This is a genomic window from Pseudoalteromonas sp. SG43-4 (assembly GCF_014164325.1).
Lineage (GTDB): Bacteria > Pseudomonadota > Gammaproteobacteria > Enterobacterales > Alteromonadaceae > Pseudoalteromonas > Pseudoalteromonas distincta.
In genome coordinates this window covers 25,047-49,470 of sequence record NZ_JACJFB010000022.1, presented here as the reverse complement: position 1 = coordinate 49,470, position 24,424 = coordinate 25,047, and the positions used below count along the sequence as shown (strand labels likewise).

The window sequence follows — 24,424 nt, the reverse complement described above, 5'->3', positions numbered from 1 at the left end:
CCCTTTTTTATGCGCTTAAATTGGTAGTTATAAACTATAAGGAAACCAAAGGGGGCACCCCCCTGTTGATTTTCTGACGAATCCAAGCATAAGATTATTTTCCTAGGATAAAAGATACTAGATGTGGCATAGGCTTTTTTTATGAGTTATTTACGTGTACTAGGTTATTAGGTACAGTAATGTTGTATAAAAAATTAGCTGTCTGACCTAATGTAAATACCTCTATTTAGGTCTCAGGAAAATAAAATTATAAGTAAATGGAGTTTAAGTTCATATGGAAGTTCATTTTTATCCAGGTCAGGACCTTTTGGTTATAAAGCAAAATGGTTTGAAATTCGCTCAATTTGAAGCGATGGGAGGCCCTCCACAAATTGGTAATGATCCCAATATGGCCGAAGAGCCGACTACGGCAGGTCATTATATAATAGACAAAACAGAAGCTTATAGAACACCTACTTGGCCTACATCAAAACTAACTTGGGGTACTAAGTTGAAAGATATGCCTGCAAAAGGAGATATTTGGTATGCCTTACCAAGTGGTAAGTGGGGAAGTCTAAATCAGTTATATAAACTACCTGTACGTAGTGCGATTATGGAAATGCATAAAGAATTGTATGGAGAAGAGGTGGTACCTGACAAGTGGGTGTTCAATGATTTCGGGCCTACTGCTATTCGTTGGTTTAAAGATATTAATGGGAATAAAATACTTGATGGAAAAGAGCGTCTATCAGGGCAAATGTTTCACACTACGCCAGAGAACGAAGCCGAAAAAACAACCGGTTCGACTGTTCGATTGGTACCTTCACATGGGTGTATTCATTTAAAACCTAACGATAGAGATCGCTTATTCACCATAGGTGCTTTTAAACGAGGCACTTCATTTACGGTATATAAATATCATGAACGTTATAAATCAAATTAATAAAAGTATCTGCATTTTATCAGTGACGATGAGTGCTTTTTTTTTATTTAGTAATAACCTGCTTGCTGCAAGTATGTACTTGCTACCTAACGGTAATGAAGTATCTATTGAACTTGATAGCGTATCTACTGTTTTTGACTCAAATAATGGCTGGTTACTCGGAGGTTATAAAATAATAAATGGTAGTAATGCATCATATGTGAGTTTTATTCCCTATAACAAGGAACCAATAAAATACTGGTCTTTAACAAGAGGTTATGCGTCACAATTTTTCAAAGCTAATAATAACTTTTATGTTATTAGTTCAGCAGGAGATGCTCTTCAAATTGAAGAGAATGGTCTAACCTCAACAGACTTTAAAGTTAAGCCTAAGTCTACAGTGGTAGCTGTAAAACCTTATTTAATTGCTTGCCATCCACGCGGGTGGGCAAAGCTTAGCTCTATGAATACAGGCAGTTGCTATAGGCTGGATGGTACATGGGATATTGAATTATCTTGGACTGAAATAAACATTCCACCAAAGCTGTGTAAGGGGAACTTAAAAGTATTAATAACAACCAATAAAAACCAAAATTGGGATGTTATAACCCTTGATACAGAAACAGGAAAAACACTAACAAGTAAAAAAATAGCAAAACCAAAACATGAAATGTCGTTGTGTGAGCTATAGAAGTTAATAGATTAAAATACTGTATCTATTTTAATAGACTAAATGATCTTGGATTTTGATGTATTGAACACTTTGCTTAATGCGGGTTATAAAAGGGCAATGTTATTGCCCTTTTTTACGCCCTTAAATTGGTAGTTATAAACTATAGTGCGACTAAGCTTTGCTCTAGCATTGCCTTTATTTGCTTTACTATTTTAGCTTCTGTTTCAGGTTCGAATTGTTGTATTCGTGGAGTATGAATATGCCCTGTAGGTATACTTGAATTAAGCGCATCGCGCAGGCGAATACTTCGGTACGATATTTCGTTAGATAGGTAACCACCGCCGCCGCCATTAACCGCAATACTATTTTTAAGCTCGCCGTACGAACCGGCTTTATAGGTTTTATCATGCGATGAACATTGGAATAGGGTGTGAAAATACCTTCTTGAGTGATGACGATTTTAGATGTTTTTTTTACTGCATTGATCAAGCAAGCCTTTGCTTTAATATTGAAGTGCATTCGTATTGTTTAATGACGTGAACAGCTCTCATCTCCTTTGTACAAATTAATATAATTTTTATAGATTGTATTTCTAATTATCCTAGGGTGTTTTATTGATTCATTTTTTAATATATGTAAGCATTGAGATATGTAAAAAAACTACATGATGTAGTATGCTTTTTAGAGTAATTAATAACGCAAGGAGCGAATATGACTGATCAATTCTTAGTACCAAACGACTACGCGATTCATATTGTAGAAAAGCGAATGAGTATAGATGCTTTAATAATCGCACTTTATAACACCCCTTCTGAAAAGACATTTAAACACTTTAAATTTGTAAACTCACATATTGTTGATGGCTATGCAAAGCCAGGGCAGATCGTGTTGATATCGCCAATCAATACAATGGAGTGCACTGAGCTAGAACAGCAATTTCAGGCTTCAGCTCTTGAAGTAGATAAAAAGCTAAGAGAGCTCGATGAGCATGAAAAAGAAATACTTTCTAAGCGTTATGAGCTGCTTAGTAATGTCGCTAAGTATAATGGGTTGTATTTAGGTGTTGCTAACAACTCTTGGAATTCACACGTTGGGCAAGTTAAAGCGATTTTAAAGGAGTTAGAAAAGACATATGTTAATCAATACAATGCGCATGGCAATTTAAATAACCAACAGTTTTTCCATAGGCGCAAACTTCTTTTTACTCGTTTAGATACAGCCCTAAGCCGCTTTGCTCAGCCAGCCTTAGGCGGAAGTTTAGTGGCGGGTGATATAAGGCGAAATTTAGGATTAAGCTCTAAAAGCATGATACATCATTGGCAACAACAAGGTGGGATGGCTAAAAGTATTCCTGAATTTGCCCAAAACTATAAAACAGTAGCCAATATGGCCAAAAACCTGAAAAGAGTTGGGTATGTTGGGATTGCGCTGACAGGTGTCGAGGCAAGTGCAAATATTGTAAAAGCATGCACAGAAGGAAATGAGCAAGCTTGTACTAAGGCTAAGTATGTTGAGACAGGCAAAGCTGGAGGTGCAGTTTTAGGAGGTGCAGCGTTAGGCTATCTTGGGTCCTATACATTATGTAGTGTAGTTTTTGGTTTACCATCCGGAGGAACGAGCCTTTTGTGGTGTGGTATCGTAGCGGGTGGAACAGGTGGTGTACTTGGAGGTTTTGGTGGAGGCCATGCTGGAGGGGTTGCTGGCGAGTTAATATATGAGGTTGTTGAACAGTAATGGAGCCTATTAAATTGTGGTTCTTAACTCTATTTCTTACATCTGCGGGTCTTTTCTTTTTTTTAATATTACCAATATTAATAGCTATAAAAGATAAAAAAACACGTCTGATAGAGGATGCTCTAGATGATGGAAACCGTTTTTATTCATTAAATATCATAACTGCTGGTAGCGGAGCATTACACTATGGTTCTATATTTCTATTCGACTGGTATGCAAGACGTTATAAAGTAATAGAAAAAAGAAAAGAGGTCCCGAAAAATTTACAGGTGTGGTTTAAGCTTTATTATATTTTATTTATAATATTTAGCTCTATGTTTTTATTAGCATGCATTATTGCATATTTGGGTTTAGATTGACTGTTTTTCTTCTTTGTTGATTAAATAATGGATTTGATATTTTTCGGTGTTGGCCTAGGTGTCATTTTTATCATTATTTTACCTTTAACCTTTTATTTAAAAGAGAAAAAGCTCAGAACAGTTGAAGATATTTTAGAGTCAGGAAACCGCTATTATTCCCTAAATATTTTTATGGTGCTCCATGGTTTACTTCATTATGGCAGTGTATTTTTATTTGATTGGTATGCAAAATGTTATAATTTATTAAGTGATAGAAATAAGGTGCCAGCTCAAGCCTCGATACTATTTAAAGTGTATTTTGTAATTTTTATGCTTTGCGTACTTTTAATGTTTTTATCTACATTATTTTTTGAATAATGACTTTAGGTTATAGAAAAACCAGAGGGATCACCCATTAGAAAGTTCCAGTCAAGCAGGCAGCTGTGTTTTCTTGATATTTTTATTCAAAAACCAAGTGTTCTTATTATTTAACTCAATTTAAATATGACTATGCACCTAGTAATAACGTCGATTGATGTGAATATACACCATGGCTTGAATAAAGAACGCCATATGAGTTTAAGCGTTTTAATTGAGCATCATTGATGTTTAATTAAGGCTATTGGTTTGCGGCTCAGTCATCGTTTAGTGCCAATATCAGCCAAGCTACAAATATCTTGAAGTTAAACTTTTAAGCCCTATAATTACCCGTAACAACACCCCTCCCGCTACCCGTAAGCTCAGCGCCCTGCGAGGGGTTAATTATTTCTATAGTATGGTAAAAGGATTTAGCTTCATGCAGATCCCCAAAGCCCTATAATATTTGTGCAGCAAGTCGACTTTCTATTGGAACCAAAGGCGCCAAATTTTGACTACATATTAAAGGTCTAGATTTATAGTTTGTTGCTCATTAGGTCAATTACTATCTCTAGGCGTTGCGAAAAGAGTATGAAAATGCGTTTTACCAAGTTATGAACCGTGAAATAAGGCGCGAGAACATATTTTTTATTTCATGTTCAGCTTTGCTGAACATCGCAATTAGACAGATATATGAGGGCTGGTAAAAGTCATAGTATTTTTTTCATTTAACTTCCCCTAAAATGCAGAAGTTTAAATAATTATATTAATAAAAATAGGTTTTAATAATGAAAAAAATACTGACTGTTTTAAGTTTATTCATATTTGCAGGGTGCTCTAGTTATCACAATATAAATGAAGACGGTGAAAGCTCATTAGGTGGGGGCTTCAAAGACCGTATTATTGCTGATGGTGTCTATAAAATTACTGCTCAAACAAATTTTTCACCATGGACTAACTTTGATGCAGCCAATGAAACGTTTAACCGTAGAGCTAAAGAGTTATGTGCTGGCAATTATGACGTAATCAAATCAGCAGAAGATGAGTTTGAGCATGTTGAAACTGCTGGAGCCGCAAAGTATATAATTTCGAGGGTAAAAGGTTATGTTCGTTGTGAGGCTTCAAAATTGTCAGACGAAGAAGCTCTAAAAGAAGTTGAATCAAGCTTCTATTAATAAAAACCTTATCCAAGGCTTTATTGAAACCAAAGGCACTAAATTTTGACTAGACATCAAATACCTAGCTTTTTAGTTTATTGCTCATCGAGTTAATTACTCTGTCGAGACCACGGTGAATAAAGTTTAAGAATGCATTTACCATGTGATTAACCGTGGGAGAGTGCATGAGAATAAAGGGCAATATTATTGCCCTTTATTACGCGCTTAAATTGGTTGTTATAAACTATAGCGCTACTAAGCTTTGCTCTAGCATTGCCTTTATTTGTTTTACTATTTTAGCTTCTGTTTCAGGTTCGAATTGTTTTATCCGTGGGGTATGAATATGTCCTGTAGGTATACTTGAATTAAGCGCATCTCGCAGGCGAATACTTCGGTACGATATTTCGTTAGACAGGTAACCACCGCCGCCGCCATTTACCGCAATACTATTTTTAAGTTCGCCATACGAACCCGCTTTATAGGTTTTTTCAAGCGTGGTGACTTCGTGATTGTCGATAACCTTATAAGGGCCTTTGGCTTGTTGCATGTAATTTACAGGCAAGCTAAATTTTACAAACTCGTTGCCCGGAAGTGGTCGGCCATTAAGCTTTGGTATTACTGGGCTTGTTTGCGTTCCACCATACACAATATTGGCATTATCGGGGGCGGTTACACTGCGGCGTTTACCTGGGAAACGCTCTAAATCAAATTCTGTTCTGCCCATACTTACGGTTACTACCATGTCTACATTATTAAGTGCGTAGTAGGGGGCAAGTAGCGACTCTATTATACCTTGATCAAAGTCTTCGTAGCGTACAGGCACCATAACGGTGTTTATTTCTGCGCTCACGCCGTTGTAATTAATAACTTGGCCGTCGAGTAATAACGCTGCAACACCGGAAGGGTTACTTTGGTTTATGTTTTTATCGAGTAAAAATGGGTCAAAGCCCGTTAGTAATATTTTTTTAGTGCTGCCTGATGAAAAAGCAAGGTCGGTACGGCCTCTGCTGCCTTCCTCAAGTAGGGTTAGTAAAGTATTTAGTTGAGCCTGCGTAATTGAGAATTTAGGTGATGTTGTGCGTATTACTTTACTTGAAAGCAGGCGTGCCCAGTAGAGCTCTCGGTCGTCGTAGTTACTGGTTTTTATTATGCGTTGCTTGGCGTTTTCCCACAGTTCAAAGCTAAAGTTTTGTACTAATGCTTTTGCACTTTTAAAGTCGTTTAATTCTTTAAATTGTTGCTCAAAACTTGATACTTGTGAGGTAAATGCATTTAAAACATTTGGCATTGCCGATTGGGCTTTGTTGATACGCTGTTCTTCAACAGTTAAAGGATTACTTAAAGCAGCGAATGAAGAGGCAATTAAGCTGGTCGCTAATAATACTTTGATCATAATACTCCTAAGATAAGGCTATTTTTTATGTGTAATTTACTATCCTATTATTACTAACTTAGGGCAACCGATTAACGTTGAATCGACTGAAATTTGCTTTTGCCGTGCATTAGTATTGTTTAACGGCCAATTAGTATCATCGGCTAATAAAAATCCCTGAGTCAAAAATTGATCTTTATAGGTTCTACTTTAAGTTCTAATAAAAGTAAAAAGCCGTTACAGCAATGCAACGGCTTTTCATTATGGTTTTATGCGCTTCGACGATACGAGCGAAAGGCTTTATAGTCCTTTAAAACCCTCTATTAATCATCTGGCCCTTTTAAGGTAAACACTAAATGTTTACGCATATCTTTTAAAATCACGCCTTTTTTAAGCATTGCGCCGCTTAAGCGTTTTTGCCATTTTAATAAATCTGGCTCTGCGGCTGCTAAGGCTTGCTCGTTTTCAAACTGAAAACACAGCAGTAGTGAACTTGGAAATAAGTGATATCCCACATCAAACCAGCATTGCAACATACCAGGGAGCTCAGCGCGGCCTTGCTCTTCTAATTTTTCAGCAGTATTGAGTACAAGCGCTTGCTGTTTTATTTGCACTGCAGAGAGTTTTTTCATTATTAAAATCCAAGTTAGCGGCTAAAAAAATGCAGCCGGAATGCGTGCATTATACGCAAGCTTGTAGGCAGGCAACAACTTTGAAAGGGAGTTAATATCTAATAGAGTGTATCTGCTTAAGATAAAGGGTCATGTTGCAAGGCACCTCCAGTTTTTCAACCTATGTAGGTCGGATAAGTTGCGCAGCCGCGTCATCGGACTTTTTAAGTTTCATCACAGAACCCCGATTTGGGTATTAATATATTTTTTAGCTCAATAGTTAAGTAACCTTAACCTAGGCTTTTGCCAAGTTGCTTGCGACAATTGGGGAGTGGTTGTCGTAAGGCGCCTTTAGCGCCTCACCACATTACGCTTAATACTTATAAGAGGTATTAATTGGGTAGGTTTATTTGGAGCGGCGCTTGTCTAGTACGTAGCGTACGGCCATTCTTGCAACACCCGCACCAATACCTGAGACTACTGCCCATGTAACGGCCTCTTTAAGATCTGTTTCTTCGCTTGGTCTATCTTTTGGGGCTGGTTCGTTGGTAACCTTTTCCCACGATTTTTGTAAAGTTTTCCTTGTTAACATACCTGCTGATGCAGCGGCGAGACCTATACCTATTGTCGTAATTAGTTGTTTATTACTCATAATGTTCTCCTTTTTATAAATAACGGCAGCGTTATTTATGTATAACTCTTTAAGTAAGAATATTAATAACAGCAATTTACGTACCGATAGGCTGAGGCGTTTTTAAATCAGGGCGTTCTTGTTTTATGCAAATTAGTCGTTTAAAACCATACTCACATCACACTTTCACCACATTTACACACAAGCTAAATAACCACTGTAGAGCGTGCGCAACTCTGCTCAAAATCTTCTTTTTAGATATTAACTCTGCAATTTAACTTACCTTCTAGGCGGCTTATCGCACTCATTGCTGTACAGATAGTAAACACTTCCACCCTATGCTTTAATATTAAAAAACAAGGGAGGGCGTTATGAGTAAAAATCGATTTTTATTTAATAAATACGTTTTGGTAATGGCAGTGTCGGGCACTTTGGCAGTGCCGCTACCAGTGCTGAGCAACGATAAGGGGCCGCTAGTTGAGCAGCTTTGTGCTAGTTGCCATAGCTTAACTAATCTTGAGCGCAGCGCGGGTTATAGCCAGCAGGACTGGCAAACATTAATAAGCTATATGGTTGATACGGACGCAGATACCGCGCTTAATAAAGATATAAGTGCTTATTTAGCTGAGCATTATCCTGTTAACACTAAGCGCGAGTCTAAGGTTGTTACCGGCGATTTAAAGCTTAGCTTTAAGTACTGGCAAGTGCCAACGCTTGGGCAGCGCGCTCGCGATCCGGTGCAAGGTAAAAATGGCATTATTTGGTGGGTTGGCCAGTGGGGTAATATTTTAGGCAGGTTAGACCCTCAAACCGGCGATATGAAAGAGTATACACTGCCAAGTGGCACCTATGCGCACAGTGTGTCGCTTGATAAAAATCAAACCCCTTGGTTTTTAGGCAATAAAAATGGCACGGTTGGATATTTAGACTTAAAAACCGAAAAATTTAAAGTGTATAAAATGCCAAATAAAAATGCCCGCGACCCGCATACTGGTGTATTTGATGAAGCCGGAATATTTTGGTTTACCCTCCAGCATAGCAATATGATTGGCAAGCTAGACCCTACAACTGGCGATATTCAATTAGCTACTTTACCCACTAAAGGCTCACGGCCATATGGTATTAAGCTTGATTCAAAAGGCACGCCGTGGGTGTCGTGTAATGGTAGTAACTGTTTGGTTAAAGTTGATAAAAGTACCATGGAGCTTAGTGAGATTAAACTCCCAGGCGCTAAAACGCATACTAGGCGATTAGCCATTACGCCTGACGATATAGTTTTTTATGTTAACTCTGGTATGGGTAAACTTGGCCGCTATAACCCCAAAAACGGTAAAATAACGCAGTGGGATAATCCCAGTGGTGAAAACAGTCATCCGTATGCAATTGAATATGCCGATAACGCCATTTGGTTTAACGAGTCAGCCAAGCGTCCTGAAACCTTGGTAAGGTTCGACCTTAATACCGAAACTATGCAGAGCTGGCAAATTCCGAGTAAAGAAGGGGTTTACTCCGGTTTAATTAGGCATATGCGCATGGGGAATAATGGGCTGATTATTCACCAAACAGCGACCAATCAATTAGCCGAAATTACATGGTCTGAGTAATAAATTTTCCTTTTGTAAATATATTTATATTAAAACTGCTATCGCTTGTTATTAAGTTTGTTTATGTGGGTAGGAGTTTTTTACAATATTTGGCAATTTTTACTTTAATAATGAGAGTGTTAATACCTATTTTTGTTTTATCTTATTGATTTTAGATAATAATTTACTTGGTTTAAGTTTTGCTTGGTAGTAAGTGTATTTTCTTAAATAAATAAAGGAGTTATTATGAGTACCGTTATTACTGGGTTATTCGAAAGTGCATCACAAGCAACACTCGCAATTTATAGATTAGAAGCTTTAGGTATTAATGAAGCTGACATAAGCATTGTAGCCAACGACTCATACGCAAAGGAAGATTTTGCTGTAGACGAAGGTACAAAAGCGGCTGAAGGCGGCCTTGTAGGCGCGGCTTCAGGTGGTATTCTTGCTGCAATTATTGGCGGTTTTACTGCAGTAGGTACTGTAGCAACAGGTGGTACGGGCTTATTAGTTGCCGGACCATTAGTCGCAGCATTTGCTGCTGGTGGCGCAGGCGCCGCAGTAGGTGGTACTTTAGGTGCTGCAATTGGTGCGTTTATTCCTGAGCACGAAATTAAGTATTATGAAGATGCCATTGAAAAGGGCTCTATATTAATTGGTGTTAAGTACGATAGTGACAACAAAAACGCTATTGAAGAAATACTTAACAATGCAGGCGCAAGTAACGTTTCTACGGCTTAACGCTAACTAATTAGTTTCAAAATTAATTAAAAAGGTGAAACTTAGTTTCACCTTTTTTTTCGTTTTTAACGGCGGAGCAATCATAAATATTAACGTAATTTTTTGTCATTAAATAAACTCCATATATAAGTAAATTGGTTTTAAACATGCTTTGATTTTAGAAAAGACTTATTTAGATAGGCGCTTTTTATTACATGTCGTAAGGCCCCCCCTAACAACACCAACTCTCGAGACTACCGCCTATATAATAACGGCCTTTTTAATAGCTGCCTTTTAACTTGGCTTGTCTTTTTGGACTGGATCGTTGGTAATCTTCTTTTATGAGCTTTGTAAAGTTGCCATTCTGTTTGTAAATATGCCTTGGTTTTTGCTTAACTTTTGGGTGAAAGTCAGTTTTTTAATTAATTAGCTATTTATTTAAAATTATTAAAAATTATAAATTTACTTTTTAATCAATAAATTAAAAATAAATCATACATAAATTCATGTTTACGCGCAGGGCTGGTATATACATTGAAACTACTTGTTTAATAGTCGCTTAATTTAGCGTTATTGTTTTATTAATTTGATACTAAACGAGGAGATGATAATGAATTGTTTGCAGTTTGATTCAAACGCTAAAAGATCTTTAACCCGCGTTTTAAAACCAACTTTTGCGATACTACTTACCGGTGTGTTACTACAAAATAGCGCACTGGCTAATGTAAAAGTTCAAATGCACCAAGTAACTAAGTCAGGCCAAGGGCAATCACTAGGTACTATTACACTAACAGAAAATGATAACGGCGTTGTTTTTACACCAAGTTTAAAAGGTTTAACACCGGGGCTGCATGGTTTTCATGTTCACCAATTTGCTAGTTGTGAACCCAAGAAAAAAGGCGAGAAAGTTGTGCCGGGGGGCGCCGCTGGTGGGCATTTCGATCCAAAAGCTAGCGAGCATCATGATGCTCCTTGGAGGGATGGTCATTTAGGCGATTTACCGGCGTTGTATGTAAATGAAAGTGGCCAAGCTCAATCGCCTGTTTTAGCACCAAGGCTCACGCTTGAAAAACTTAAACAACACGCAGTAATGATTCACGAAGGAAGTGATAACTATGCAGATAAGCCAAAGCCATTAGGTGGCGGTGGCAAACGTGTTGCTTGTGGCGTAATTGGGTAAATATAAGGAGAAAGTTATGCCATATAAAAATCGTGATGAATTACCTGAGTCGGTAAAAAGTAACTTACCTAAACATGCTCAAGAGATATATCAAGAGGCGTTTAATAGTGCGTGGGATACCTATAAGGATCCTAGCGATAGAAAAAATGATGATGACCGCGAAACCACTGCGCACAAAGTAGCTTGGTCGGCGGTTAAAAATAGTTATAGCAAAAATGATAATGGAAATTGGGTAAAGTCGAGTAACTAAACTAACAACAAAGCTTAAGCATTTAAAAGCCGCCATAGCTGATATAGCGGCTTTTTATATAGACGTTTTATAGTTGCGATGTTTATACAATACTTTGCAGTCTGTTTGAGTAAAAACTGGTAAGCAAAACCATAAGTACTGGTTTAAACACGAATGTGAGTTTGGTTTAAATTTGCGTTATTATTTATTTGTATTAGCCAATCAGAGAACACTTTGAATTATTTAGCTCATCTTTATTTAGCGAAGCCCACAGCCGATTCTCACTTTGGGAACCTGTTGGGTGACTTTGGTGGAAAAAGACATGTAAAGCACTTACCAAACACAGTTAAAAATGGCCTCGATAACCATTATTTAGTTGATAAATTTACCGACTCTCACCGCGCAGTTAAACACGCTAAACAATACTTTTCACCCGAGCGTAAACGCTTTGCTGGTGTGGCTATTGATGTGGTGTTTGATCACTTTTTAATTGTGCATTGGCAACGATTTAGCAAGCAACCTTTAAGTGATTTTAAGTACACCAGCTATCAGCTTTTAAATAACCGTATACCTGTTATGCCAGCGCGAATGCAGCATGTTGTAACAAGTATGACCAAAAACGATTGGTTTAAAGAGTACGAAACCATTGAGGGAATAGGAGTAGCACTTGATAATATTGCTAACCGCATTCGTTTTACTAATAACTTTGCGGGGGCAGCTGAGGATATAGCGCGTAACTACGATGAATTAGAAGCCGTGTTTTTAGCGTTCTTTCCGGAGCTAATTAAGCATGTAAGTGAGTTTGACCTTGAAAGCACCCCAAAAAATGGCATAAAGCGCATTATTTAAAGTTTTCATCAATTGTTAACCTTTTGTGATAATTTAAGGTGAAAAAAACGCTACTCTAATACAAATTAATTTTTGAGTGTTTTTAATGATTCGCAATTACTTGGCTATTGTGAGCTTTGCCGTTTTAGCGGCATTTCAATCTGGTGCTGTATTGGCTTTCGACTTTGACTTGAAGTCGGTACGAACAACTATTTCAAACCCTAACACTAGCCACGCATTAATATACGATGACTTGGCTGGGAATAATCAAAAAACACTGTTTTCGTTAAAGCCCATAAACAACCAACGTGTGGGTGTGTTTTTTGATATTAACGACATTGAAATTGGCTACTCTGCCGATATTTTTGAAGATGATGTTGAAACAAAAACACAAGATATACTGCTTTCATATAGAAAGTTTAAAAATTCTAAAATCACTTTTAACTATCAAACGCTTGAAGGACTGCAAAGCACGGCTAGCAATTTAAGCGGCAATCAAACGGATCAAATTTTCTCGCAAAATACACGTTCAACCAAGTTTGAGCTATCTGGCCAACACAATTTTTATACCTTCAACAATAAAGAGTCTTTGTTTGAGCATTTTTTTCTTAATAGGCCAAAGCTAAGTAACAAATTTGATTTGTCGTTAAGTGTTGTTGGCGCGTGGTCTTTCAAGCATGTATCCCTTGAGAATAAAGATAATATTGTATTTCAGGCTGATTTTTTAAATTCGTCTGCACCACAGGTCACTAAGTTAATTTCTAATTCGTATGGAGCGAGTATTGGCTCTCTTTTATCATTTTCGTTACCGCATAATGTTCACGTATTTGCTGAATACAAAGTAGGTAAGGGAAATATTCGAAATACAGACCCTGGGCTGGGGTTAAAAGATTCTGGCGGTGAAAAAGTTGAAGCATACGGCGGTGGAATTTCTTGGACTTCCGACAATAAAAAACTTATGGTCGTACTTCGCGCGTGGGAGCAAACAGGCCGGCATATAGATACGTCTTTTGGTGATTTGTCAGTAATTAAGTTTTTTTAGTATTGATCACCAAAATAGTAAATTTACCAGGAATACTATGAGTAAGAATAACGCAGTACCTCAGGCTTATGTGAAGCAAGAGGAAGGTTACCGAATTAAAGCCTTAAGATTGTACCCTTGGGTATGTGGGCGTTGTGCCCGTGAGTTTGAGTACTCTAATTTACGTGAGTTAACGGTGCATCATATAGATCATAACCACAGTAATAATCCAGAGGATGGCAGTAACTGGGAGTTATTGTGTATTTATTGCCACGACAATGAGCACAATAAATACCACGAACATATTATGTATGGCGGGTCGACTACAGAGCGAAAAGTTGAGGCTGCAACGCATTCTCCATTTGCCGATTTAAAAGCGATGCTTAATAAATCAAAGTAGCTTTAGAGAGAGCTATTTAGCAAGAGCGAAGCATTTTGTGCCTCGCTCAAACTTGTCGCTAAATTTTAATCGCCTCAGTGGGCGTTGTTGATAATCCACTAAAATACTTCATTACTAATTGGCCTTGGCTGTCTTTTTCTATTACTAAGTAATTGTTTGAATTAGGATAGTAAAAGCTATTTTTAGACATGGTAATTAGTTTTGTTTTATCGCCACCGGTGCGCTTAGAATACAAAACGTCATTTTCAAAAATTAGGCTGCGTAAGGTGTTTTTATCAATACGGTAATCACCCAATACGGGCGCTAACTGCTGCGCTGTTACATCTGCTTTTTTAAACTCGGGGAGCGCAATACCCAGTGCTTTGGCTGTGAGTTTTTCGTTGATAAAAATAGGGTTTATGTGGTTTGAATTAGCCAGTACTGCAACATATAGCTTTTGCTCTGGAATATAGCGTGCATGTGCTAAAAAGCCATTTATTCCGCCAGTGTGTTTAATTACGGTGTATTCATTCAAAGGCTTAATAATTAATCCGTAACCATAGGATGAAAAGCTGCCGTCATTGAGTTTAAAAGGGCTAACCATCTTCTCATAACTTGCTTTACTAATAAGCTTGCCAGACGATAATGCGCTAAACCAAATGTTTAAGTCGGTTGGGGTAGATATAAGCGCACCTGCGGCATAAGGCCAGTCCATATTAATATAACTTGTGTTTATAAAGCCTTGCTCTGTTTGCTCATACCCAGCTGCGCGGTGAGCAACAATTTCTTGCCCTTCATAGCTGCTTTGAGTCATCCCTAGTTTTTTAAATATATTTTGTTCAATAAAGTCTTTGTAAGATTGCCCACTCGCCACTTCAATTATTTTACCTAGCAGTGAATAGCCCGTGTTCGAATAAGCCATCGCTTCGCCGGGTTCAAACACCATTGGGTGTTTGGCAAATCTCTTGAGTGTATCGTCAACGCTGATGGGTACTTGTATTTCTTTATCGAATAAGTCGTCGTCATCTGTGTAGTTGGCTATGCCTGAGGTGTGGGTTAATAAGTTTTCGATTGTGACGAGGTTGCCCTCGGTGGGGAAGCTTGCAACATACTTATGAATATCATCGGTAACCGCTAGCTTACCTTGCTCTTGCAACATCATAATTGCAGCTGCAGTAAATTGTTTTGAAATAGAACCTAAACGTAAAACGCTTTGCTCATTAAGTGCAATGTTATGCTCAAGGTTGGCAAGCCCGCGCGTTCCTTTGAAAAGTACTTTGCCATTTTTGCTTATAATTACCGATACCCCGGGCTCGTTTTCAACTAGGCTCTCGTTAAGAATTTCCTGATATTGCGAGGCTGTCGGATTTGCTATTACAAGGCTGGGTGTTAATAGCAAGAGGGCTAACAAACAGCTAGCGTAAAATGGCTTAATCATATTCATCCTTTTAGTTTTTATACCAAACCTGTAAATAGGTTTAGCAATCCTTGTACTTATTAGTGAATTAATATTGCACAGCTAAAAAGTAAACACAATTATCAGATTTTATAGGGACTCAGTAATAGGTATAATCGCCGCGTTTATTGGTTTTATTATTTTCTTACAAGGAAGTTATTTATATGCCTGATATAACGGCTCTATTTTATATTGCGATTATGGCTTTTTATTTATTACACAAAAACGAAGAGGGCAAAATATTAGTGCCCATAATAGGTTTTGCTGCAATTCCTCTTTTTAGCAACGATTACTGGCTATGGTTTAAGGTAAGCGTAGGGTTAGGAATTTATGTATTGATGGTGGAAAAAGCTAAAGCAGGGTATACCGGTGGCGGGGCTGTTTCAGCATTTGCTATGTTTTTTATGGTGGCTTTTTTAGTTAGTATTATTATAAAAACTATTTTTTCTGTTGCTATTAAATTTAGTTTTTAAACCTCATGTTTATTTAGTCAAAACTAAATTATCTCTACTTTCTCGCGCATACTTGTGGTTTATTATTTTTAATAAACCACAAGTAGCCCTTTAATTTAAATTAATGAGTTAAAAACATTCCAACATTAGTGCCAAAAACTAGTGGCACTGTATCTTTACCTATTTTGCCAAATTTTATTGAGTTACCCATTACTTCTCCCGCTAATGGGTAGCCTTGCCATATAATGTCACCTGTCTTTGTACTAACTTCAGAGATAAGACTTGATTGTGAATAATAATTATTGTCACTTGAGTTTGTGGTAATTAATACATTATCAGAATAAGGTAATTGTATTAGGCCTGTTACTTCACCATTAATTCGAGCTTTTAGTAATAGTTCTAAGTCTAATGAAAAAGTAACTAAATTACCCTGATATGAGTATTCAGGAGAAAAACATAAAACACTATCCGTTTGAGGTTGTGCATAAAGACTCTTACATTCCTCTGAGTTTACTGAACTGGAGCGCATGCTCAGTTTATTATTCTCAAAGGTAAGAGTTGTTAGGCTATCTCGAGTACTTAGTATTACTAATTTTTCCCCTAAAGTACTTGTTGTGGCAGTAATTGAGGTGATGGCACTGCTAGCTGTCCATGTAGCTAGAATATTATTGTTACTAATGTCGTGTACGGTAAGTGTTTCATATGTGGCTATTAATGCATCGTCATAGCCATCGTTATTAATATCAGTAACCTCTAAAGCATTATAATTAGAAGAGTCATCTTCTGTCGTTACTTGCCATTTAGAAATATCAGACTCTAATTCAATTACGTTTAGGGAAGGAGAGTAATTGCGAGTTCCAAATATAAATAATTCATCATAATTGTCTGAATCTATATCACCTATTGCTGCTAGGGCTGCTTCGAGAATATTTGATGAGCTATTATAATTAGGTGTAACTTCACCATCTTCATTCATAGTTAAGTATCGAGGGCGAATATAGCCACTATTTGTACTAGGAATTATATAAACTGCCGCCTCTTTTTCAGGGCTTATATTTGCCCACCCAGCTGCAATATAGGAATCGTATTGTGAAGGTGATTCTCTATTTCCGTTATGCCATAAAATTTCGGGATTTGGAGTAATACCAGCGACTACTAGTATATCTTTACCTGAACTGCTTAAGCCTGTCCCCCAAACAATTTCTTCTTTACCATCATTATTAATATCGCCAACAACCATCGCAGCGCTGCCATGATCTATAAGTGGCAGTGTCCACAGCTCTGCATGGGTATTATCAGTAATATCGTAGGCGTGAACTTGACCCCATTGGCAGTCGCCAATTATTATCTCATCGGCTGGGTCGTTATCTATATTTGCTGTGGCTACAGAACAATTATCCTGATTATTAATAGTTAGGATTTGAGAGCGATCATTAGCATTCCATACTGTTATCGAATTCCATCCTTCAGTGCTAATGATCTCATCTATACCATCGCTATTTACGTCACCTGTTGCCATAATTGGGCCAAAGCCGTCAGCGTTAAACCATTGACTGCTAGCACTTTGGATATCAAAAACTTCACCGTTTGAGAGTATTAATTCTAATGATGTGTCGCTATCGATATTGGCAACAGCTATTTCAATAGGAGAATCTCCCTCTAGAGAAAAGCTAAAAAGCTCTGTTTGAAAATTATTGTCGTAAACAACAGCTTCTTTAGCGCTATAGCTTTCACCAATAATTACGATTAATTCAGGTTCGCTATCACTATCAATATTTTTTACCATAAAATTGTGGATAGTTTTACTTGTCGAAAATACACTGCGAGGGGGCTGTGTAAAACCACTTACTTGATAGATATTATTATTTGTTCCTACAAAGGTATTGTTTGCGCCATTATCTTCTTTAAATACAGATAGGCGCATTTCATTCTGATTACCGCCAAAAGAGTATGGGTAGCTGTAAATTGATTCGAATCCATCGCTTTTTTGAGATATAACAGACAGTCCACCTAATTTATCAAGCACCAACATTTCGTTATTTTCATCGCCAATGAAGTTACCAATTTGCATACCGTTAGATATATGGGTGAGCTCAATATCCTTTCGCATTGTAGGTGCTTTAAAGTTTGGTATTGTTACATTTATTTCACTAACTAATGGCTCAAGGGTTCTATCAGATGTAAAAGCAAATTTAACCGTATTTTGTTGCGTTATCATAGGCAATAGTGGGGTCCATTTTACTTCCCCTTTGCTTGATACCGTCATTCCAGTGGGTCCGTATAATAACTCGACTGGGGTGTCTGACTCAGCATCTTTATTTACATTGAATGTAACTTCTTCGCCTGCTTTTGCTTCAGTAGGTGCGCTTGATAAAGACAACGTTATTGCTCTATCAAGTGTAAAAATAGCACTGCCGCCAGTGCCTGATTCATACCATTGCATTTGTTGTTCATTAGGAAAACTAGCAAATAGCTCAAGGTTAGCCCCAACAATATAATCAAAAGAACTTTCACAGTCATACCCTTGATTTTGTTGCTCAAAGCTTAGGGTTAATGAGTGACGTTCGCCGCTATCAACAGATGCATCAAATGAGTAGCTACCGGTTACATTCGACTGATTAGAATTGATTTCGAAACTACCATCTGTATTAAACTGAAATGTTTCTAAGCATTTATTTGGGTACTCGTAAAACCAAGTGGCACTAATTGATTTTGATGTTTCATTAACAGCAGTTACAGCGGAGTTTGGGGCGTCTTCACCCCCGCCACCGCAACCGGAAATGAAGCTCGTTGATAAAAATATTACAGAGAGTAGCTTTCGCATTACATCTTCCTTAATCTGAGCTTTGATAAGCCATATAAATAAACTGAAATATAAGATTAGCCATGACGCTGAGCATAACTAATGTATAAAAGTGAACGAATTGTGAATAAAAATAATCAGTAAATCTAGTTAAATCATAATTATTTGTAAACATAAGTAAATTGAACGACTGCTAAAGTGGTTGGTTTGAGATAATTAATAGTCGTACGGCTGTTGCGCATAGCCGGTACTAATTGAGCGTCCAAAAAAAAAGGCCGGTTAATACTTGGTAGTACGGCCTTTTAAAACTCTAGAATAGATTAGTAATTATAAAGTTTATTTTTTCTTTTCGCTTGGTGCTGGTTGGCCATAATTAGGTGAACGAGGTCCATATAATAAGCCGTTGTAAACATCTGAAGAAAGTAAGCGTGTTGAAGTCATTGCTGCGATTTCAAAGCCTTTATCGGTTACCGTTTCAGCAATTTGATTGATTGCTGCAATAACAAGCATACCTACAAGGCCACCACCGCCATTACTTTGTTGTTCAGCTGAAGAGGCTCTTGCTTTACCTTGCCATAATTGCTCGCCAGTGCGTAAATCAACTAGTGAGGCTGACACAGTTACAGCTGTTTCGCTAGAAATTACAACATAGCTAGTACCGTATTCTTCAATAGTGATGTAAAGCGCAGAGTCTGCACCAAAAATTTCATGTAATTTATTCACCGGTACTTGGTGTACGTCGCTTGCAACAGTGAGGCCATTACCTTTAAAGGTTTGATCAACTAAAGCAACAGGAAAAACATAAAAACCCGACTCAGCTATAGGCGCGACCATTTGAGTCATCACACTGTATGGTGCAATTACTTCAGGTGTATTATTTAGCGGAGGTAAAATAATAACTGAGTGAGGGTCTGCTTGTTTAAATGCTGTGTAGTCATGTGCTGGTGGAGGTGAAACACAACCAGCGAGTAATGCGACTAATGCGATCGCTGTGTATGATTTTAAATTAAGCATATTAAGCGCCTTTCGCAGATTTTAGAAGGAAGTCGATGTAATGAACTGATTCTGGGAAAAGTGATTTCTCAGTTTCGAAGTGAGTAGTGCCTAATGAAGGATTACCCGTTTCAAAGTACAGCATACCTAGGTGAGCATGTAGGCCAGGTGCAACATTCTTACTTTTGTTTGCGGCATCGGCAATAATTTGCTCAAGCATACTAATTTGCTCTTCGGCTGTTACGTCATCTGCTTTTAAATAGGCGTATACGGCAGTGCTATAGTCACCGTAATAGTAAATAGGTTCTTTCGTTGAGTTACAACCCGTTAGGGCTATACAAACAAATGCTAAGGTAATTAGCTTTTTCATTATTTATTGCCCCATTGGCCAGCTTCAAGACCAGTAACTAACTTGTTAACGACTTCGCGAATAGCTAGGTCAAGTACTTTGCCATTTAATGTGGCATCGTATGAAGCTGTGCTACCAAAACCAATAACTTCACGTTCTGATAGGCTGTATTCACCAGCACCTTGCACTGAATAAATAACTTCTGATGTAGTAACATCAACAACATTAAGCGTTACTTTAGCATAAGCAATTTGCGATTTACCTTTACCCAATAAACCAAAAAGCTGGCGATCGCCAATGGCTTTACGGCCAAACTCTGTTACATCACCAGTTACAACAAATTTAGCACCGCTAAGAACTTGTTTTGTACCTGTTAACTTTGCCTCTTCCGCAAGGGCTGCCATATTGTCGCGATCAAGCACACTAAAGCGATTTGTTTGTTGTAAGTGGCTCATTAGTGTTGTTTTTGCTTGGCTACCTAAACGGTCTTGGCCTGATGCAAATATACCATTTTGAAAGCTCGAACGGTTTACAAACTGACCTACGACTAGTTTGCTTTTTGCACCTGAGTAGGTTGTGTTATAGCTAGCAACAGTTGGTGTTTCTATTACTTTTGATGATGTTGTAGCACACCCAGCTAAAGAGGAAGCTGTAATTGCAGCGATTACAATTGTTTTAATGTGGCTTTGGTTAATTCGCATAAATTTTTGTCCATATAGATAATTGCAGAAGTTTTTATTGATAGGCGCTTGATTTTTATACTTATAAGTCAATTACTTATTTCAAGAGTCCATTCAACTTACTTTATAAACAAAAGTTGATGTAAATACAATGTTATTTATGTTTTATACAGATACACACAATGAAAAAGAATAAATTCTTTGTAATAACAATGCTAATTCATTAGTTTTTAAATTATTGAAAGCCTTTTTCTATAGTTGATATACAGGGAGATTTATTGCGTGCTGAGTTGTTAATTAGTAATTTTATTCAATTAACTTTAATTTTTAAAACCAATTGGCTGCAACTTGAAGTGGGGTAGGGTCGCCTTTTTAGATACCCAAAACACTAAGGTTTGCTTTGTTGGCGATATTTTTTTAGCGCGAGGCAGGGTTAAGCCAGTTAATGATAATTGCTGCTTGGTCTGCATGTCACTTTGCTCGTAGCCAATAACAACAAAGTCGTGTTTTAACTTGTGTCCTGCGTTTTCGCCGCTGTGTATTTGTGTTTCTATGCCAAAGCCTAATAGAGCTACATGGGCTATTAAGTTTTGGTTAGTATTATCTTCGGTATTAACAGTATCGTATTCGAGATTAATTTTACTGTTGTTTATAGTCGCTTTTAAATTACCTAAATAACGGGCTTTAGCTACGGGAATAGCTTGTTTATAAAACCAACCTTGCCACCCGTTGCCGTTAACCATAAATCCTGGAGTAGCTACAATCCTACTTTTACCGAGTGCCTTATACGTGCGTTGTCTTTTACTAAAAACAGCAGAGGCAAACGGGTCTTTCCATCCTAAATAATCCCAATAAGTAACATGAAAATTAATAGGGATTAAATCAGTCCATAGTTTTTCATCATCTGTAAACGTTGAAATCCAGCGCTCTGCTGGTGGGCAGCTACTGCAACCTTGCGATGTGTAAAGCTCTAAAAAGGTAGTCGGATTAGCTGTACTGGAAATAGTTACTTGCTCAGCAGCTTGGCTTTGAAAGCAAAAAATTATTAACCCAACAAGTGAGATTAAAAATGGACGGGATATTGCTTTAAAAGGCATGTTACTTCTCGCAAAGGCTGATATTGCATTCAGCCTAAATGATATTTACGAATGAAGTATCACGAAATACTCACAATTAAATCACGTTTTAACTGTGTATTTTACTTAGTTAAAACTTAATTTGAACACCCGCTCAAGTTGTGCTTTAATCGTTGCTCAATTATTGAGGAACTTTACATGATTAAATTTTATTTTCACCATACTCCTAACCCAATGAAGGTTGCGCTCTTTTTAGAAGAAACAGGCTTACCGTTTGAACTTGTTCCTCTTGATACTTTAAAAGGTGAGCAACATACACCTGAATTTAAAGCAATTAATCCAAACGCTAAAGCGCCAGCAATTGTTGATGGTGAAACGCGTGTGTTCGATTCGAATGCTATTTTAATGTACCTTTCTGAAAAATATGGGAAGCTTGAAGGCAAGGGCGATGACCGCGCTGAAATGCTGTCGTGGTTAATGTTTATCGCATCTGGTTTAGGTCCGTATTCAGGGCAAAGTGTTCACTTTAGACACATGGCGCCAGAAGGGCTTGATTACGCGGTTAATCGTTATTTACGTGAAGCGCAGCGCCATTACGAAGTACTTGATACTCACCTTGAAGGTCGTGACTTTATAGTGGGTGATACATATACCATTGCTGATGTATCTGCATGGGGTTGGATTGATAAAGCACCGGTTGTACTAGGTGAAGAGGGCTTAGCGCCGTACCCAAATCTTAAGCGTTGGTTTGAAAGCATTGATAGCCGCCCAGCGGTTGCACGTGCACGCGCAATTGGTACTGATATAGCCTTTAAAAAAGAGTTTGATGAAGACGCTAAAAAAGCGTTTTTTCCTTCAAACTATCCAAAAGTATAAAAAGTAATTAATACTAAACAGCAGATCAGTTAGCTGATCTGCTTATTGTATTTTATTGCTGTGTGAGCGGTTCTTTATTTTCGTCTGACTCAAACAAGCTAACCTCTTGCGTGTGCTGGCTTACGCTATTTCTTTTTAGGGCGATGTATAAATCTGAGTGAATATATATACCTTCTTTTCCTGACTTCATTCCTGCAATATCAAACCACGAAAGTAACTGACGTTTTCTACCTGCAAGCTCAAGCCTTATATCACGCTTTTTAAATATAACGTCGAGATCTGCAAGCATGGCCATTACGCTTAAATCTAAATGAGTAAAGCAGGGCACAGCGTCAATTATTACACATTGTGTATCGTCTTTTTGCCTTGCATATTGCTCAAGTAATCTGCGTTTAAAGTAGCTGGCATTAAAGTAAGTTAAAGGTGAATTAAAGCGATAGATAAACACGCCTTGCACTGCTTTTGCTTTATCTGTGGCGTCTAAACTTCTTACTACACCGTTAACATCTACGCCGAGTATATTGTCGGTTGGACGCATAACAGTGCGAATAAATTGAAATAACCCTAGTAATACAGCAAGTGTGATCCCTGGTATAACGCCAATAAATAACACAGCAAGTAAGGTGGCTGAGGCGAGATAAAATGCCTGTTTGTCTTTTCGTTTTAATTGCCAAACAGCTTTTAAATCGAGTAAATGGACAGAGGCAATAATAAGTACAATACCTAGCGCTGCGCTTGGAATAAATTCAAGTGGGGCTGTTAAAAATACAGCTATGAGCGCAATAATAGCTGCTGCAATTATTGATACTAACTGCGTTTTACCACCTGTTGCATCGTTAACAGCGGTGCGTGAGTCGGCGCCACTGACTGCAAAACCTTGCGAAAGAGCTGACGCTATATTGGCAATACCCAACGCTCTAAATTCTTTATCGGCGTCTATGTCGTAGCCATTTTTAGCAGCAAAGCTGCGGGCAGTTAGCATCATACTAACAAAGCTCACGATGGCTAAGTTAAGTGCGGGTACCACCAGCTCACGAATAATCCCTAAATCAAAAACAGGGGTATTAAAAACGGGAAGCCCGCCAGTTACGGTGCCAATGGTTTTTATATCAAATTGTTTTAAATCAAAAATCCATACCAAAAGTGCACCAAAAGCAATAGCAAACATAGATGCAGGCCACGTGGGCTTTATCCGTTTCATGGCAAAATAGACCGCCAGTGTAAACAAAGCCATTAATAAGGTGGGAACGTGTGTTTGCGCTAGGTATGTGGGCACACCACCGAGGCGTTCAAGTAAGTAGCGCTCATCAAAAGTAAAACCAAATACTTTAGAAAATTGACCCACAATAATAGTGATAGCTACGCCGTTTAGTAAGCCCATTAAAATAGGTTTAGATAAAAAGTCAGCTAATACACCTAACTTAAATTTACTGGCTATAAAGCACCAAAAGCCGGTCATGGCGGTCATGGTGACAACAAGTTGCCAATGCTTAAAGCTGTCGCCTGCAGCAAGAGGTGTTACTACAGCGGCAATAACGGCGCAGGTAGCAGCATCAGGGCCGACTATTAATTGTTTTGAAGTGCCGAAAAGTGCATATAGCATCATTGGCAGTATGCAAGAGTATAACCCTACGGCGGCGTTAACACCGGTTAGTTGTGCGTAAGCAATGGCAACAGGTAAAGCCACTGCAGCTACTGATAGCGCCGCCCTTACATCATCAGCAAACCATTGGCGTTCATAGTGCAGCAATGTATTTAAACCGGGCATAAAATTATATAAACGCGACAGCACCTTAGTTTTCCTGCTAATAGTTACAACGTTTTGATAGTAAATTTAATATTCAAATAAGTATAGCTAGGACGACGGTTATTTTAATAAATTGCAGGTGATTATTTATCAAGATATTAAATTTATAATTTGGCAAAAAAGTGAAAATTGAATTTTCCTGAGGTGTCTTTTAATCAGCTTATGTGCGTAGTATTAATGTACTGATATTGAGCACCTCAGGAAATCACTAAATCTAA

The 24,424-nt window shown here is 37.9% G+C and carries 25 protein-coding genes and 1 pseudogene; 15 read left to right on the top strand and 11 right to left on the bottom strand.

The genetic code is table 11. The features are described 5' to 3' along the window. Nucleotides 1-274: 274 nt before the first annotated feature. Together H5160_RS17575 and H5160_RS17570 are read left to right on the top strand one after the other, a co-directional pair. Nucleotides 275-922: a L,D-transpeptidase family protein gene (locus H5160_RS17575; protein WP_149606974.1), complete on the top strand. Its 648-nt coding sequence runs from the start codon at nt 275-277 to the stop codon at nt 920-922. Further along, nucleotides 900-1,592, top strand: coding sequence for a hypothetical protein (locus tag H5160_RS17570; RefSeq protein ID WP_149606975.1), 693 nt, complete (start codon nt 900-902; stop codon nt 1,590-1,592). The genes H5160_RS17575 and H5160_RS17570 overlap by 23 nt, the downstream gene beginning before the upstream one ends. 142 nt (nt 1,593-1,734) lie before the next feature. Here H5160_RS17570 and H5160_RS20515 read toward each other — a convergent pair. Continuing rightward, nucleotides 1,735-1,980: pseudogene (locus tag H5160_RS20515) on the bottom strand (hypothetical protein); the annotation flags it as partial. 305 nt (nt 1,981-2,285) lie between these two features. On the opposite strand from H5160_RS20515, the gene H5160_RS17565 reads away from it, so the two are divergent. The 4 genes from H5160_RS17565 to H5160_RS17550 all read left to right on the top strand — a co-directional run bounded on the left by H5160_RS17565 (nt 2,286) and on the right by H5160_RS17550 (nt 5,178). Next, nucleotides 2,286-3,308, top strand: a complete 1,023-nt coding sequence (locus H5160_RS17565; protein ID WP_182732796.1) for a hypothetical protein — start codon at nt 2,286-2,288, stop codon at nt 3,306-3,308. Then, the gene (locus H5160_RS17560) at nt 3,308-3,667 is read left to right on the top strand and encodes a hypothetical protein (protein ID WP_182723929.1); all 360 of its coding nucleotides are present in this window, start codon (nt 3,308-3,310) and stop codon (nt 3,665-3,667) included. The genes H5160_RS17565 and H5160_RS17560 overlap by 1 nt, the downstream gene beginning before the upstream one ends. Before the next feature lie 27 nt (nt 3,668-3,694). Then, complete coding sequence (locus tag H5160_RS17555; RefSeq protein ID WP_182732795.1) at nt 3,695-4,024, top strand: hypothetical protein; 330 nt, start codon at nt 3,695-3,697, stop codon at nt 4,022-4,024. A 767-nt stretch (nt 4,025-4,791) separates the two neighbouring features. Next, nucleotides 4,792-5,178 (top strand): hypothetical protein, encoded by a 387-nt coding sequence (locus H5160_RS17550; protein WP_182732794.1) that lies wholly within the window; start codon nt 4,792-4,794, stop codon nt 5,176-5,178. A 226-nt stretch (nt 5,179-5,404) separates the two neighbouring features. Here the strand turns inward: H5160_RS17550 and H5160_RS17545 are convergent, their stop codons facing one another. The 3 genes from H5160_RS17545 to H5160_RS17535 form a co-directional block, all read right to left on the bottom strand. Then, nucleotides 5,405-6,553, bottom strand: coding sequence for a hypothetical protein (locus H5160_RS17545; RefSeq protein ID WP_182738178.1), 1,149 nt, complete (start codon nt 6,551-6,553; stop codon nt 5,405-5,407). Between the two features lie 302 nt (nt 6,554-6,855). Continuing rightward, a complete protein-coding gene (locus tag H5160_RS17540; protein WP_182738177.1) occupies nt 6,856-7,164 on the bottom strand; it encodes a hypothetical protein in 309 nt (102 codons plus the stop codon). Between the two features lie 385 nt (nt 7,165-7,549). After that, nucleotides 7,550-7,795, bottom strand: a complete 246-nt coding sequence (locus H5160_RS17535; RefSeq protein ID WP_002958040.1) for a DUF4235 domain-containing protein — start codon at nt 7,793-7,795, stop codon at nt 7,550-7,552. A 350-nt stretch (nt 7,796-8,145) separates the two neighbouring features. Between H5160_RS17535 and H5160_RS17530 the strand changes: the two genes are divergently transcribed. The 7 genes from H5160_RS17530 to H5160_RS17500 all read left to right on the top strand — a co-directional run bounded on the left by H5160_RS17530 (nt 8,146) and on the right by H5160_RS17500 (nt 13,735). Continuing rightward, nucleotides 8,146-9,378, top strand: coding sequence for a cytochrome C (locus H5160_RS17530; protein WP_182738176.1), 1,233 nt, complete (start codon nt 8,146-8,148; stop codon nt 9,376-9,378). Nucleotides 9,379-9,603: 225 nt separating this feature from the next. After that, complete coding sequence (locus H5160_RS17525) at nt 9,604-10,098, top strand: general stress protein (protein WP_002958042.1); 495 nt, start codon at nt 9,604-9,606, stop codon at nt 10,096-10,098. Nucleotides 10,099-10,687: 589 nt separating this feature from the next. Beyond that, the gene (gene sodC, locus H5160_RS17520) at nt 10,688-11,257 is read left to right on the top strand and encodes a superoxide dismutase family protein (protein ID WP_182738175.1); all 570 of its coding nucleotides are present in this window, start codon (nt 10,688-10,690) and stop codon (nt 11,255-11,257) included. A gap of 16 nt (nt 11,258-11,273) precedes the next feature. Then, the gene (locus tag H5160_RS17515) at nt 11,274-11,507 is read left to right on the top strand and encodes a ChaB family protein (protein ID WP_039485228.1); all 234 of its coding nucleotides are present in this window, start codon (nt 11,274-11,276) and stop codon (nt 11,505-11,507) included. 213 nt (nt 11,508-11,720) lie between these two features. Next, nucleotides 11,721-12,335, top strand: coding sequence for an ACP phosphodiesterase (locus H5160_RS17510; protein ID WP_182738174.1), 615 nt, complete (start codon nt 11,721-11,723; stop codon nt 12,333-12,335). 85 nt (nt 12,336-12,420) lie between these two features. Further along, nucleotides 12,421-13,356 carry a hypothetical protein gene (locus H5160_RS17505; protein ID WP_182738173.1) on the top strand — a complete coding sequence of 312 codons (936 nt, stop codon included), beginning with the start codon at nt 12,421-12,423 and terminating at the stop codon, nt 13,354-13,356. A 37-nt stretch (nt 13,357-13,393) separates the two neighbouring features. Further along, entirely contained in the window at nt 13,394-13,735 is a 342-nt protein-coding gene (locus tag H5160_RS17500; protein WP_024604747.1) for a YajD family HNH nuclease, read from the top strand. A 58-nt stretch (nt 13,736-13,793) separates the two neighbouring features. On the opposite strand, the gene H5160_RS17495 is transcribed toward H5160_RS17500, so the two are convergent. After that, complete coding sequence (locus H5160_RS17495; protein ID WP_182715735.1) at nt 13,794-15,152, bottom strand: serine hydrolase; 1,359 nt, start codon at nt 15,150-15,152, stop codon at nt 13,794-13,796. Nucleotides 15,153-15,298: 146 nt separating this feature from the next. Here H5160_RS17495 and H5160_RS17490 point away from each other — a divergent pair, with 146 nt between their 5' ends. Further along, nucleotides 15,299-15,643: a hypothetical protein gene (locus H5160_RS17490; RefSeq protein ID WP_259398785.1), complete on the top strand. Its 345-nt coding sequence runs from the start codon at nt 15,299-15,301 to the stop codon at nt 15,641-15,643. A 100-nt stretch (nt 15,644-15,743) separates the two neighbouring features. Here the strand turns inward: H5160_RS17490 and H5160_RS17485 are convergent, their stop codons facing one another. The 5 genes from H5160_RS17485 to H5160_RS17465 all read right to left on the bottom strand — a co-directional run bounded on the left by H5160_RS17485 (nt 15,744) and on the right by H5160_RS17465 (nt 21,544). Next, nucleotides 15,744-18,446, bottom strand: coding sequence for a VCBS repeat-containing protein (locus H5160_RS17485; RefSeq protein WP_182738172.1), 2,703 nt, complete (start codon nt 18,444-18,446; stop codon nt 15,744-15,746). A gap of 315 nt (nt 18,447-18,761) precedes the next feature. Continuing rightward, on the bottom strand, nt 18,762-19,439 hold the full coding sequence (locus H5160_RS17480) for a DUF799 domain-containing protein (RefSeq protein WP_008165257.1): 678 nt from the start codon (nt 19,437-19,439) through the stop codon (nt 18,762-18,764). A gap of 1 nt (nt 19,440) precedes the next feature. Then, on the bottom strand, nt 19,441-19,788 hold the full coding sequence (locus tag H5160_RS17475) for a DUF4810 domain-containing protein (protein ID WP_008165258.1): 348 nt from the start codon (nt 19,786-19,788) through the stop codon (nt 19,441-19,443). Continuing rightward, nucleotides 19,788-20,468, bottom strand: coding sequence for a CsgG/HfaB family protein (locus H5160_RS17470; protein WP_076923668.1), 681 nt, complete (start codon nt 20,466-20,468; stop codon nt 19,788-19,790). Before H5160_RS17470 ends, H5160_RS17475 begins: the two co-directional genes overlap by 1 nt. Before the next feature lie 299 nt (nt 20,469-20,767). Next, nucleotides 20,768-21,544 (bottom strand): DUF1223 domain-containing protein, encoded by a 777-nt coding sequence (locus tag H5160_RS17465; RefSeq protein ID WP_259417255.1) that lies wholly within the window; start codon nt 21,542-21,544, stop codon nt 20,768-20,770. 177 nt (nt 21,545-21,721) lie between these two features. Here H5160_RS17465 and H5160_RS17460 point away from each other — a divergent pair, with 177 nt between their 5' ends. After that, a complete protein-coding gene (locus H5160_RS17460; protein WP_039485204.1) occupies nt 21,722-22,399 on the top strand; it encodes a glutathione S-transferase family protein in 678 nt (225 codons plus the stop codon). A 52-nt stretch (nt 22,400-22,451) separates the two neighbouring features. Here the strand turns inward: H5160_RS17460 and H5160_RS17455 are convergent, their stop codons facing one another. Next, a complete protein-coding gene (locus H5160_RS17455) occupies nt 22,452-24,191 on the bottom strand; it encodes a SulP family inorganic anion transporter (protein WP_182738171.1) in 1,740 nt (579 codons plus the stop codon). Between the last annotated feature and the right edge of the window lie 233 nt (nt 24,192-24,424).